Below are 13,484 nucleotides of genomic sequence, written 5' to 3'. Positions count from 1 at the left end.
GGCGTCACTATACTCAGTTAACGTGACATCCCCAGTGGTCCAGCTCTCCCGGGATCGGTGCAGGGAACAATTCGAGGGCGCTGAATGAACCTTACGGATTATTCTCTTCGGAGTCGGTTTAAATCGTGGAGCGTGCGTCCAGTTCACGCGACTCTCCAGGGCTTTCCTAACCTGCGACTGCCTCTCCAAAAGGGTCGCTAGACTCACGCACCATGCTATTTCTGTTGTGCACTGGCTTCTCGCAAGGTGGGCGCGATGCAACGCGTAGGCTGCCCCCCCATGGGCCACCAACGGATGCCAGCCTAAACCCGGGCGAAGGCTGACTTCCAGGCGCTGGCCTGATCGAGCTTCTCAGTATCCGCAGCATCAAGGCGCAGCCGTGTTGACGCCGCAAGATCCTTCATCTGCTCAAGGCTTGTGGCACTGGCGATGGGAGCCGTCAGGCTAGGTCGCGCCATCAGCCAAGCCAGGGCAACCTGGGCCAGACTCGCGTTCTTTCGTGCAGCGACTTCGTCCAGAGCCGCAAGAATGCGCCCGCCGCGTTCGTTCAGGTACGCACCCATTCTGGCGCCGCGCGGGCTTTTTCCAAAATCCGCTTCCGAGCGGTACTTGCCTGTCAGGAACCCGCTGGCAAGACCGTAATAGGGAATGACCCCGATCTCCTGCTGGCGGCAAAGGGGCTCCAGCTCACCCTCATATTCCGCACGGTGGTAGAGATTGTATTCCGGCTGAAGACTTTCATAACGTGGCAAGCCGAATTTCTCACTGACCTCTAGAGCTTCTCTCAAGCGAGCGACCGTGAAATTCGAGGCGCCGATCGTTCGCACCTTCCCTTCACGGATCAGCTCGTCGTAAGCCCCAAAGGTTTCTTGCTGAGGTGTATTCGGATCGTCCCGGTGCGATTGGTAGAGATCGATGTAGTCCGTCTGCAGCCGCTGGAGCGAGGCTTCGACGGCTGAGCGGATATAGGTTCGTGAGAGCCCTTTCCGGTCAGGCGCCATCTCGGAGCCGACTTTGGTGGCGATGATGAGTTTGGCACGGTTGCCACGAGCCTTCATCCACTTGCCGATGATGGTCTCCGACTCGCCGCCGGTATTGCCCGGAACCCAGGCCGAATACACGTCCGCTGTGTCGATGAAGTTGAGTCCCTCCTCGGCATAGGCGTCGAGGAGCTTGAACGATGTTGCCTCATCGACGGTCCAGCCGAAGACGTTGCCGCCGAGGCAGAGAGGCGAAACCATGAGGTTTGAGCGGCCGAGCCGACGCTTGTCCATTGGAAGATCCTATCTCGCTGTCGATCCGGATGAGCATGGGGATCGTATCTGGCGTTCAGTAAGAGATGCAACAAGGGGAGCTTCTGAGTAGAGAGGCTCCACAAGGCAGAAAATGGCCAAGTCGGAGCCCCATTCCTCATCTCTGTGGCCCGCTTCACGTCATGCTTAGATCTCGGCCCAATCGCTTGGTCACGATTGATCCTGTCTGAACGGGGCAGCGGTGGCCGCCGCAGGTCAGTGGCGACGGTCCTGACGGCGATGCGCCCTGAACGGTGCTCCAGTCGGTCCAGCCGTCTTTGGGTCTTGTCCCATAAAGCAGGGCTGCTCGCTTGCGACGTCTCCTAATGGCACTTTCCGGAAGTAGGACGAACGTCCGTATTCGCACAGTGAGCAGCCCTTTACACGGCCACGCTCAAAGGCCGCCTTTGACCCTTTGCAGACCTTCAGGCGAATGATTAATCTAGCTACGATTACTCAATAGTGGCCCAGTGATGGCTGACGATATCCGGTTTGCGAACATTGAAGACGCCGCTGCTGTAGCGCAGTTGGTGCGGGAAATGGACCGTCATTACCGTCCGGGCGAGGATCTTCGGCCTGAGGCTGATTATCGCCGGGTAGTGGAAGAAACCATCGCCAATCATGAAGGCACTCGATTTGTACTCGCGCGGGATGGGGAGGGGCGGGATGTCGGCCTTGCCTGTGTGGCGATCCTGCGGCCTGGGCGAGATTTACGGGGTCTGCTGTATCTGAAAGACCTCTACGTGGTCGAGACCGCCCGGGGGCTCGGCATCGGCACCCGCATCATTGGCTTTCTCGCTGGTTTTGCAAACAAGAACGATATCGGGCGGATAGACTTTACGGCAGACGGCGATAATGCCTCTGCGCAGAGGCTCTATGGTGCACTTGGAGGTGTCGTGAAGGAGAAGGTGTACTACACACTGCCGACCGAGGTGCTGGGTGCTCTAGCGGCCAGTTGGCCGGACATTTGAGAATGACCTATTCCATTCGCGACTGGCAGAGTGGAAAACTATTCAATTGCCAAATGTGTGCAGGCTGGCAGCATCAAGCACCCGCAGAGAGAACGCCATGTCGACCGACTCCGCTCCACGTCCCGCGAATTTAGCTCTTCCCGCTCCTGACTTTCCATGGCCGGACGGCAAGAAATGCGCCTTGTTCCCAGGCTTCGACGTGGATGCGGAATCCGTCTGGCTCGGCATGGACCGCCGCAATGCAGATCGCCTCGTCACCATGTCGTACGGAGGGTACGAGGCTCGGGTAGGCATTCCGAAGCTGCTTGAGCTGCTGGCCCGTTACGAGGTTAAGGCGACCTTCTTCATCACAGGATGGACCGTCGAGGCGCATCCGACCGCCTGCGAGGCCATCCTGAAGGCAGGCCACGAAATCGGCCATCACGGCTATTGGCATCTGCGGCCGGAGCCAGGTGACCTCGCCACCATGGTGGAGGAGGTGGATCGCGGATTCGACGCCCTCAAGCGTGTTCTCGGTGTGGTTCCAATCGGCTATCGTGCTCCTTCCGGCGAAAGTTTCACTGAGCTCCTTGCTCTGCTGCGGGACCGTGGCATCCGCTATTCCAGTTCATGGCGCGACGATATCCGGCCGTATCGGCATGTCCTGCCGGATGGACCCGGGCCATTGGAAATCCCGGTCAATTATAGCTTCGATGACTGGAATTATGGTATCACACACCGGATGAGCTCCCGGGCTCTGTTCGGCCGTGAGGAAGTGCTGTCGATCTGGCGCGACGAGTTCGATCAGACGCGGGAGTGGGGCGGTGTCGCAACGATGATCATGCATCCGCAGGTCTCCGGGCGCCCAATGCGGTATCGTATCCTCGAAGAATTCCTGCAATATATCCGGCGCTACGATGACGTATGGTGGACGACGGGACGCGAAATTACGGCGCATTTCGAGGCCTGCGAACGCTCTCCACGGTAAAGCCATTAAGAGGCTGTTTCTTGTAACAACGCAACTTCCATAGGCTCTGATTGTCGCGCTTCCTGCAGAAGCCATTCGCGCAGAGTTGCAAGTCCTGCGCCGAGTGGCCGGTTCGCTGGCGTGGTCAACCAATAGCAGTTCGGGCTTGTAAATCCGAGGCCAAGTGGGTTGATCAACTGGCCACTTGCAAGCTCGTCATGGATGAGGCTGCGCGGCACAAGGGCGAGACCCTGACCACCGATAGCGGCGCGAATGACGAGAGAATAATAGCCGAAGCGGTTGATCCGTGCCGGCACGAACTCATTGAGGTGAGTTGCCTGCGCAAAATCACTCCAGCGTAAGGGCGTTTGACGATGCTCGAGCACGGGATAGTGGCGAATATCGTCAAGTGAACTGATGCCGCCTCCGCGGGCAATGAGCTGGGGCGCTCCGATCAGAATAACCTCTCGCCCCAAGAAGTAATCCGCTCTCCAGCCCGGCCAATTGCCATCGCCGAAGCGAAAGACAGCATCCGCCTCCTCCACAGTGTCGCTTGCTGCGAATGTCGTGAACTCGACCTCGATCTCCGGGTGAAGCTCCGCGAAGCGCGAGAAGCGCGGCATGAACCATCGGTCTCCGAGAATGGGCAGAACGTGAAGACGGATCGCAGGTTGGGAGCGCCGCAAGGCGGCGACACGAACCGCAGCCGTTTCCAATGCGCCGAGCGCGATGCGGGCCTGCTCGATATAGATCATGCCAACATCTGTGGGTGAAAGCCCCTGGCTCGTCCGATCGAAGAGCGGTGCTCCGACCAGCGCTTCGATGTTCTTGAGCTGCTTGCTCACAGCGCTCTGCGTCAGATGGAGCGCGTCCGCTGCGGAGGATACAGTGCCGTACTGCGCGAGGGCTGCCACAACCCGCAATCCGACTGTGCTCGGTAGGTGGGTGCTAGACATCCAGCTCCGTCCTTCTTCTCCGATACAGAGTAGCTATTCCATTTCGGACTATCGTTGAGGAAATCAATTCAATTGTCCATATCGGAAACGGGTGCAAGCATTCCTCCAGCCAAGAGGAATGCCAATGACCCAACCTGTTCGACTCTGGGGTGCAAGGTTCCGGACACCCCCCTCCGCCGCCCTGATGCGCCTCTCGCGCTCACCTGAAACTTACTTCCGCCTCGTTCCGGAAGATCTCCAATCCTCCATTGCCCATGCCCGCGAGTTGGTACGCGCTGGTATTCTCACGCAGGATGAAGGCGCCAGGATCAGCGAGGCCCTGACAGCGATCGGGGAGGACTTCGCTCAGGGAAAGATCTCGCCGTCGTCCACGGATGAAGACGTGCATACCTTCCTTGAGCGCGTGCTTGTGGAGCGCCTTGGCCCGCTCGGCGGCAAGCTGCGGGCGGGACGGTCACGCAACGATCAGGCTGCGAATGATCTCAAGCTCCATCTCCGCCGTGCGGCCAAGCGGATCGCAGCCGACCTGCTTTCGCTTCAGGATGCGTTGATCGCACAGGCAAGCGAGCACCAGAACACACTCGCTCCAGGCTTCACTCATCTGCAGCCTGCCCAGCCGGTGACGTTTGCCCATCAGCTTCTTGCGCATGCACAGGGATTCTCGCGCGACATCGAACGTCTGCAAGATTGGGAACGTCGTTCGTCCCGTTCGCCGCTCGGTGCCGCAGCGCTGGCAGGTTCCGCCATTGCGGTCCATCCCGAACTCTCGGCTCAGGAGCTTGGTTACGACACTGCCTGTGAAAACTCGATTGATGCGGTCGGCAGCCGTGACCATGTGGCAGAATTCCTGTTCGTCTCCGCAATGATTGGCGTGAATCTCTCGCGTCTGGCGGAGGAGGTATTTCTATGGTCGTCGCGCCAGTTCCGCTGGGTTGTTCTCGATGACAGCTATGCTACAGGCTCCTCGATCATGCCGCAGAAAAAGAATGCGGACATCGCAGAGCTGACCCGTGGCCGCGCCGCACGCCTGATCGGCGGTCTCAGCGCGATGATGACAGCCCTAAAGGGGCTTCCGTTTGCCTATAATCGCGACCTTTCCGAGGATAAATGGGCTGCCTTCGAGGCTATCGATACCCTCGAAGTGGTTCTGCCGGCCATGTCAGGCATGATCGCGACCATGCGCGTCGATGTTTCCCGTCTCAAGGCGCAGGCCACCGAGGGCTTTACGCTTGCGACCGAGGTCGCCGACTGGCTCGCCCGCAATGGCGTGCCCTTCAGCGAGGCGCACGAGATCACCGGTGCGCTGGTCCGCTACTGTGAAGAGAAGGGCGTCGAGCTTTCAGACCTTACCCCCGCAGATCTCAGTGCCGTCGATCCGCGCCTTGGTGAGGAGATGCTGGGGTGCCTCACTCCGGAAGCAGCCGTCGCCGCACGAAAGGGCTATGGCGGAACTGCGCCAGTACGTGTCGCCGAGCAGATCTCTCGCCTGAAGGAGACCGTACTTCGCCAGCGCGATTGGGCCAATGTCTGATCAGGTCCGGCGTGGAGGAAGCACGCCGGACCTGAACTCCCTGAACAAAAAAACGAGCCGCGGATCAACCGGGGCCTTTCGTAAACCAAAGGGAACCTACATGATGAAGAGACGCAATCAGTCCGTTCAGATCCTCCGCAATGCCGCATTTGGAGCGGCTCTCGCGATGCTCCTGCCGATGGACGCATCGGCGCAGACTGCAACCCTCCCGGAGAGGGTGAAGGCCACAGGAACCCTCACGGTCGGCATTGAGGCCACTTATCCGCCTATGGCGTACAAGGATCCGAAAACCAACGAGCGGACCGGGGTGAATATCCATCTCGTCGAGAGCATCGCCAAGGAACTCGGAGTCAAGGTGAAGTGGGAAGAGATGAGCTTCGAACAGCTCATGACCTCCCTCACCACCGGTCGTATCGACATGATTGGAACAGCAATCAGCGATCTGCCGTCGCGGCGAGAGAAGCTGACCTTCGTCGACTATCTGGTCACTGGCTCGCAGCCCTTCACCACTACGGCAAAGAAGGACACGATCAAGACTGAGGCTGATCTGTGCGGAAAGACCGTGGGTGCGCCGCGTACTACAAACTACTTCCCGGTTCTGCAGGCCTGGAGCGAGAAGAACTGCGTCTCGGCGGGCAAGCCTGCTGCGACCGTTAACGGAACAGCCGGCGCTACAGCGACGAGGCTCGATCTCAAGCAGGGACGCCTCGATGCCGCGGTCCTTGGACCGGAGTATGTCGCGTACCTGATGGCCGATGAACCGAACACCTACGCTTTGGCGGGCGAGCCCCTGACCAGAGGACTCTTCGGCTTCGCATTCAACAAGAACGACACCGCCTTGCGGGATGCCGTCGCCACGGCCTTGACAGCAACGATCAAGAGCGGAGCCTACAAACAGGCGCTGCAGAAGTTCGGTCTTGAACGTCAGGCCGTGACCGAAGTGAAAATCGACGCCGGTACCTGAGCCAAGTCGCTTCGGAGACTAACATGCGTGCTGCTATTCTGCCCCGCACCGGACGGCCGGAGGTCTTGGTCCTAGCCGAGGTTCCCGATCCGCACCCGGCCCCGGGAGAAGTCGTCATCGACGTTCACGCGACAGCGCTGAACTTCGCTGACCTTCTGCAGAGAAAGGGGACCTACGGAACACCGGCGAAGCTGCCTTGCATCCTCGGCATCGAGTGTTCCGGAACGATCCATGCCCTTGGCCCGGACGTCCAAGGCTGGAAAGTGGGAGATGAGGTCTGCGCCTTGGTCTCCGGCGGCGCCTATGCCGAGCGGGTGGCGGTTCCCGCCACCCAGCTTCTTCTGCGCCCGCACAATGTCGATCTCATCTCGGCGGCGGCCCTGCCTGAGGCGGCCTGCACCGTATGGTCCAATCTCCTCGATATCTCAGGGCTTCGCGCCGGCGATATCCTTCTCGTCCATGGCGGCGCGGGTGGCATTGGCACCTTCGCTATTCAGGCAGGTCGCGCGATCGGGGCACGGGTCTTCGCCACTGCAGGCAGTGGCGACAAGATGCAGCGTTGTGTCACATTTGGCGCCGAGCGCGCCATCTCCTATCGCGATGAGGATTTCGTCGCTGTCGTCAAGAATGCAACGGAGCAACGTGGCGCCGACATTATCCTTGACAACATGGGCGCAGCCTACCTCGCCCGCAACATCGAGGCACTTGCTCCCGATGGACGGATCGCCATGATCGGTCTCCAGAGCGGACGCGATGCCGAAATTCCGCTTGGCCGTATGATGGCCAAACGTGGGTCGCTTTTCACCACTTCCCTCCGGGATCGGCCGCTTGCGGCCAAGGCTCGGATCGTGGAGGGAGTTCGGCGGGATTTGTGGCCCCATGTGGAACGCGGGCGAATTCTGCCGGTGATCGATCGGATCTTCTCCCTGAGCGAGATGGCGGAGGCGCATTGCTACATGGAGAGAGGCAGCCACATTGGAAAAATCGTCGTGAGCGTAAGATCATGACAGGCGCAAAAGACGGGCCGAAGAGAAAGAACCAGCTATGACCGATACAGTCTATCAAGTCAGTCACCTCACGCTCGTTCCGCGCCGTCATTATGGGCGGATGATTGCAGCCGCATTAGTGGTCGCGGCGCTTGCTGCTATCGTCCATGCCTTTGCTGTCGGTCAGATCGAATGGAGTTATGTCGGTGAGTTCCTGACGGTGCCGGCGATCATGAGCGGTCTCGTCAACACCATCGTGATGGCAATCCTCGCTATGGTGCTCGGCATCGTCCTTGGGATTGTGTTCGCCATCATGCGCCTGTCAGAAAACCCGGTCCTCTCTACAACGGCGCTGGGCTACGTCTGGTTCTTTCGCGCCATCCCGGCACTGCTGCAACTGCTGATCTGGTTCAACCTGGCGCTGGTGTTCCCGACCATCGGAATCCCTGGCCTGTTCTCGGTGAATACCGTCGAAGTCATGACGCCATTTGTGGCAGCGCTCCTGGGGCTTGGCATACAGCAGGGTGCCTTTACCGCTGAGGTCGTTCGCGCCGGACTGCTCTCCGTTGATCGCGGACAGTATGAGGCAGCGCAGACCATAGGCATGACGCGCCTCCAGATGTTGCGTCGGATCATCATGCCGCAGGCGATGCGCGTGATTGTCCCGCCGGTGGGTAACGAGTTCATAGGCATGGTCAAGCTCACCTCTCTCGCCAGTGTCATTCAATACGCCGAAATCCTCCATAGCGCGCAGAACATCTACTACGCCAACTCGCGCGTCATCGAACTTCTGATTGTTGCGGCGATCTGGTACCTCGTCGTGGTCACCATCTTGAGCCTGATCCAAGGGAGAATCGAAAAATACTTCTCCAAGGGTGTGGCCGCCACCGGCAACGCGAAGTGAAGAGGAGCAGGACATGGACACGCAGAATCTCTCCCCTGACGCCCCGCTCGTTGTCGCGGCCGATGTCCGCAAGCATTTCGGCTCGCTGGAAGTCCTGAAAGGCATCAACGTCAAAGTCCCAAAGGGCGAGGTGCTGTGCATCATCGGGCCATCCGGGTCAGGCAAGAGCACCTTCCTGCGATGTATCAATCAGCTCGAGCGCATCGACGGCGGCGCCATCTGGCTGGGCGGTGAACTGGTCGGCTTCCGGCGTGAAGGTGACAACCTCTACGAACTCGATGATGCCCAGATCGCTCGGCAGAGGCGATCCATTGGCATGGTCTTCCAGCGCTTCAATCTCTTTCCGCATTTGACTGTCACGGAGAACATCATCGAAGGCCCCGTGCAGGTGCTGAAGGAAAACAGAAACGAAGCAAAGGAGCGCGCACACGCTCTGCTGGATCGGGTCGGCCTGATCGACAAACGCGATGCCTATCCGGCCCATCTCTCCGGCGGTCAGCAGCAGCGTGTTGCGATCGCCCGGGCGCTCGCCATGCGCCCTCAGCTCCTGCTCTTCGATGAGCCGACTTCGGCCCTGGATCCGGAGCTCGTTGGCGAAGTCCTGAACGTGATGCGGGACTTGGCGCAGACCGGAATGACGATGATCGTCGTAACGCATGAGCTGGGCTTCGCCCGCGAGGTGAGCCACCGCACGGCGTTCATGGATCAGGGTCAACTGGTAGAGATCGGGGATTCGCGGTCGGTCCTCGCAAGCCCACAGCAGGCTCGCACCCGCGAGTTCATCTCGGCCGTACATAAATGAGATCGTCAGCAGTCAAACAAAGAGAAGGGAAGCGAATATGATATCAAAAGCAATCCTCTGCACCATTGTCGCTCTTGTCGCGACAGGCGGCGTTGCGATGGCACAGGAACTGCCGGAGCGTATCGCATCCAAGAAGACCATCGTCGTGGCCAATGTGCCGAACTATCCGCCGTTAGAGTTCAAGGATCCGAAGACCAACACGCTCACAGGCCTCGATATCGACCTCGGCAATGCGCTCGCGAAGAAACTTGGTATTGAGATCAAATGGGAAGAGATCAGCTTCGAGCAGATGGTGAGCGCCCTGACGACCGGCCGTGCCGATATGATCCTTTCAGGCATGAGTGATCTGCCTACCCGACGCGATACGCTCGACTTCGTCGATTATCTGGAATCCGGCGCACAGTTCTACACAACCGCCGACCGCAAGGACCAGTACAAGACTCCGACCGATCTATGCGGCAAGACGGTTGGTGCAAGCCGTCGCACCTCATTTCCCAAGGAAATGGAAACCTGGAGCAAGACTATCTGCGAGGCGGCTGGGAAACCGGCCCTGAAGATCGTCGGAACGGAAGGCTCGGCGGATGCCCGCACGCAGCTTCGCCAGAAGCGCCTGGACGCCGCGGTGCAGGGCTCCGAGACCTTGCCCTACCTGATGAGTCTTGAGCCGAATACCTATGCGATCATCGGCGAACCCTTCACGTCCGTTTACCAAGGCATGGGATTCGCCAAGAAGGATACGCATCTTCGGGATGCAGTCGCCAAAGCCTTCGCTGAGATGATCAAGGATGGCACTTATGAGGAAGTGCTCAAGAAATGGGATCTTTCCGCAGCCAAGGTGGACTCCGTCATGATCAACGGTGAAGCGGCCCAGACGAAGTGACATCCAGCGTGACGCTGGCATCGCATAAAGCCAGCGTCACGTTCACGGAGCGAAGCTCCGCGTCTTGTCTCCACAGGATCGGTAAAATTCATGAGCACGCATGTCGGAGTGTCGCGCGCGACCGCACTCGCCCAGTTCGTTACGTCCACCGTGCCGTCGGATCTTCCACCTGCGATTCGGGCGAAGGCAGCCCGTCACACCCTCGATACGCTCGCATGCGGGGTCGCAGGCGCTGCCTCGCAGGAGGCCCAAGCCACGCTCGACCTGATCCGGGCCACTGAGCAACAGGGGGCCGTGCCGGTCTGGGGAACGAACGAAACCCTGTCCGTTCGCTCTGCGAGCCTCGTGAATGGCATTGCCTGCCATGCATTCGAGCTGGACGATACCGGGGGCTGTGACCATTCCGGAGCTGTCGTGCTTCCCGCCGCATTGGCCGCGCTTACACTCGCTGACCAGCCGGTCAGTGGCGAGGAGTTCCTACTCGCCGTCGTCCTCGGGTATGACGTTGCCCGCCGTGTCCTGGAGGCCTGCGGGGGATATACGTCACACAATGAGGCTGGCTGGCACTCCACGGCAACCTGTGGCACCTTCGGTGCTGCGATTGCTGCAGCACGCATTCTTCAGCTCGATGCCACAGGCGTCACTCATGCTCTCGGTCATGCGGCGAGTTTCAGTGGCGGCCTCTGGGCCTTCATTCACGACGGGAGCCAAACCAAACGGATCCACGCAGGGAGGGCGGCTGAAGGCGGCCTGCTTGCGGCACTTCTGGCCCGTGCAGGGGTGAGCGGACCTTCCCGGGTCTTCGAAGATGTCTGGGGCGGCTTTCTTGCGACTTTCGCATCCACCTCTGCTCAACCGGACGCTTTGACCGACGGGTTCGGCGAGAGATGGCGCCTTGAGCGCGTGTCACTGAAGCCGTACGCCTCCTGTCGCGGCACTCATTCCTCGATCGACGCGCTGGGAGTGCTTCTTCAGCGAAATGGCCTGACGGCGAAAGACGTCGAGCGGATCGAAGTGCGACTCAGCCCGTTCCTTTTCGAAATGTGCGGCGGCCAGGACGTCGTTACCTTGCCATTTGCACAGATGAGCCTGCCATACGCCCTTGCAGCTCGGCTTGTTCTAGGACATGCCGGGTTGGCGGCTTATACCGCGAGCGAGCGGCAAAACCCGTCTCTCCTTGCCGCAATTAATAAAGTTTCCCTGATCGTCGATCCCTCCATTGCGGCCAATGATGAACCTTTCGTGCGAGTAATTGCATGGGATGGTCGCACCGACGAATCGCGGGTGCCGATTGCGCTCGGTTCCCCAGCGAATCCGATCACGGATGATGCCTATTTCGCGAAGATCCGCAGCCTTTCTGCCATGGCTCTTGATGATACTCAGACCGAGCGCTTGATCGACGGCGTACTAAGCCTGTGGGGGCAGGACGATGTTCGGTGGCTGGATGGCGCAGTCCGCTCCGATCAATCGCGTCCGAAGATCTTTCGATGATGTTCCGACACACTGGAGAAGACGATCATGGACCAGAACAAGCTCGAAGCTCTACGGGCCCGTTACCAGGGAGCAACCGGTGGCGACATCGATGATGCGGACTTCCGTAAGGCAGCAAGCCTCCAGTTCTCGGAAAGCGACCGGCGCAAATGGCCGTTCGCCGATCCGGCGACCTTCCTGGACGCACCGTTTCGCCCGGATGTCGTTGAACTGCCCGAATTTGGCGGCCTCGACGTGGCGCTTATCGGCGTGCCGATGGATCTCGGCGTCACGAACCGGGCGGGTGCTCGTCTCGGACCCCGTGCGGTGCGCGCTATTGAACGCATCGGTCCTTACGAGCATGTTCTGCGGATGACGCCCATGGCGGATGCAAAGGTTGCCGATATCGGCGATGTACCGTTCCGCAGCCGTTTCAGTCTCGAATCTTGTCATGCCGATATTGAAGACTTCTTCAGGAGAGTTGTTGGCGCTGGAGTTATTCCGCTCGCTGTCGGAGGCGACCACTCAATCACCCGCGCCATCCTTGCGGCTGTCGGCAAGGATCGGCCTGTGGGAATGATCCACATCGATGCCCATTGTGACACCGGCGGCATTTACGAGAACTCCAAGTTCCATCACGGCGGGCCATTCCGTCAGGCAGTTCTGGAGGGCACATTGGACCCAGAACGCGTCATCCAGATCGGCATTCGCGGAGGCGCGGAGTATCTGTGGGAGTTCTCGTATGTGTCCGGCATGACGGTCATTCACGCCGAGGAGGTGCCGAGGATGGGAATTGCTGCCGTTGTCGAAAAAGCACGGTCTGTCGTCGGAGAAGGGCCGACCTATGTGTCCTTTGATATCGACAGTCTGGATCCAGGATTCGCGCCGGGGACAGGCACACCGGAGGTCGGTGGCCTCCAGCCGCGCGAGGTTCTGGAGATTCTGCGCGGCCTCGTCGGCATTGACATTATAGGAGGCGATGTCGTGGAGGTCGCGCCACAATATGATGCGACGAGCAATACGGCACAAGCGGGCGCGCAAGTACTCTTCGAACTGCTTTGTCTCGCCACGGGCAATCTGGTTCGTCGCCGTAAGATTTGAGGACCACACTTCATATGGAAGGGCAGACGACATTGGTGCAGTCTTTCCGGGAGTGGGGCGACACCGTCAAATTAACCAGGGGGTGACCGGATCGGGGCATAGGTGAGGGATGAAACCGCCTCGCAATCCTCGCTATGCCCGTCACCGGTTCCCGGCTGAAATCATCAGCCATGCCGGATGGTTGTAATTCCGATTTCCGTTGAGCCTGCGCATGGTCGAGGAGATGCTGGCGGCCCGCGGTATCCTGGTCAGCCATGAGACGGTGCGTCAGTGGGCCCTGAAGTTCGGTCAGAGCTTTGCCAACCAGATCCGCAGGCGTCTTCCAGCGCCTGGAGACAAATGGCATCTTGATGAGGCTGTGATCAGTATCGCCGGCAAGAAGCATTGGCTGTGGCGAGCCGTCGACCAGCACGGGATCGTACTCGATATTTCGGTTTAGAGTCGCCGCAATGCAAAAGCAGCCAAGCGCTTGCTCCGCAAGCTGCTCAAGAAGCAAGGCATCACTCCACGCGTGCTGATCACAGACAGACTGGCCAGCTATGGCGTGGCCAAGCAAGAGATCATGCCCGGTGTCGAGAACCGCCAACATCGGAGATTAAACAACCGAGCAGAGAACAGCCATCAGCCCACCCGACGGCGAGAGCGTATCATGGGGCACCGTTGCATTAACCTTGGCAGTAT

The 13,484-nt window shown here is 59.5% G+C and carries 12 protein-coding genes and 1 pseudogene; 11 read left to right on the top strand and 2 right to left on the bottom strand.

All coding sequences use genetic code 11. From position 1 onward, the window contains the following. Positions 1-302: 302 nt before the first annotated feature. Positions 303-1,274 (bottom strand): aldo/keto reductase, encoded by a 972-nt coding sequence (locus AA309_RS24325; protein ID WP_047191623.1) that lies wholly within the window; start codon positions 1,272-1,274, stop codon positions 303-305. A gap of 491 nt (positions 1,275-1,765) precedes the next feature. On the opposite strand from AA309_RS24325, the gene AA309_RS24320 reads away from it, so the two are divergent. After that, positions 1,766-2,263 carry a GNAT family N-acetyltransferase gene (locus AA309_RS24320; protein ID WP_047191622.1) on the top strand — a complete coding sequence of 166 codons (498 nt, stop codon included), beginning with the start codon at positions 1,766-1,768 and terminating at the stop codon, positions 2,261-2,263. A 97-nt stretch (positions 2,264-2,360) separates the two neighbouring features. Beyond that, a complete protein-coding gene (locus AA309_RS24315) occupies positions 2,361-3,230 on the top strand; it encodes a polysaccharide deacetylase family protein (RefSeq protein WP_047191621.1) in 870 nt (289 codons plus the stop codon). A 5-nt stretch (positions 3,231-3,235) separates the two neighbouring features. Here AA309_RS24315 and AA309_RS24310 read toward each other — a convergent pair whose 3' ends face one another. Then, positions 3,236-4,165 (bottom strand): LysR substrate-binding domain-containing protein, encoded by a 930-nt coding sequence (locus AA309_RS24310; protein ID WP_047191620.1) that lies wholly within the window; start codon positions 4,163-4,165, stop codon positions 3,236-3,238. A gap of 124 nt (positions 4,166-4,289) precedes the next feature. Between AA309_RS24310 and argH the strand changes: the two genes are divergently transcribed. The 9 genes and pseudogenes from argH to AA309_RS24265 all read left to right on the top strand — a co-directional run. After that, on the top strand, positions 4,290-5,696 hold the full coding sequence (gene argH / locus AA309_RS24305) for an argininosuccinate lyase (RefSeq protein ID WP_047191619.1): 1,407 nt from the start codon (positions 4,290-4,292) through the stop codon (positions 5,694-5,696). A 100-nt stretch (positions 5,697-5,796) separates the two neighbouring features. Next, positions 5,797-6,660 carry an ABC transporter substrate-binding protein gene (locus AA309_RS24300; RefSeq protein WP_244470476.1) on the top strand — a complete coding sequence of 288 codons (864 nt, stop codon included), beginning with the start codon at positions 5,797-5,799 and terminating at the stop codon, positions 6,658-6,660. A gap of 23 nt (positions 6,661-6,683) precedes the next feature. Beyond that, the gene (locus AA309_RS24295; protein ID WP_047191618.1) at positions 6,684-7,667 is read left to right on the top strand and encodes an NAD(P)H-quinone oxidoreductase; all 984 of its coding nucleotides are present in this window, start codon (positions 6,684-6,686) and stop codon (positions 7,665-7,667) included. Between the two features lie 37 nt (positions 7,668-7,704). Next, positions 7,705-8,550 (top strand): amino acid ABC transporter permease, encoded by an 846-nt coding sequence (locus AA309_RS24290; protein WP_047191617.1) that lies wholly within the window; start codon positions 7,705-7,707, stop codon positions 8,548-8,550. 13 nt (positions 8,551-8,563) lie between these two features. Further along, positions 8,564-9,352 (top strand): amino acid ABC transporter ATP-binding protein, encoded by a 789-nt coding sequence (locus AA309_RS24285; protein WP_047191616.1) that lies wholly within the window; start codon positions 8,564-8,566, stop codon positions 9,350-9,352. 37 nt (positions 9,353-9,389) lie between these two features. After that, a complete protein-coding gene (locus AA309_RS24280) occupies positions 9,390-10,232 on the top strand; it encodes an ABC transporter substrate-binding protein (RefSeq protein WP_047191615.1) in 843 nt (280 codons plus the stop codon). 90 nt (positions 10,233-10,322) lie between these two features. Further along, positions 10,323-11,723: an MmgE/PrpD family protein gene (locus AA309_RS24275; RefSeq protein ID WP_047191614.1), complete on the top strand. Its 1,401-nt coding sequence runs from the start codon at positions 10,323-10,325 to the stop codon at positions 11,721-11,723. Positions 11,724-11,750: 27 nt separating this feature from the next. Next, complete coding sequence (gene speB / locus AA309_RS24270) at positions 11,751-12,803, top strand: agmatinase (protein WP_200902042.1); 1,053 nt, start codon at positions 11,751-11,753, stop codon at positions 12,801-12,803. Between the two features lie 109 nt (positions 12,804-12,912). Next, a pseudogene (locus AA309_RS24265) lies at positions 12,913-13,484 on the top strand (IS6 family transposase); the annotation flags it as partial.

This window comes from Microvirga vignae, assembly GCF_001017175.1.
GTDB lineage: Bacteria > Pseudomonadota > Alphaproteobacteria > Rhizobiales > Beijerinckiaceae > Microvirga > Microvirga vignae.
This window is presented reverse-complemented; position numbering and strand designations above follow the sequence as displayed.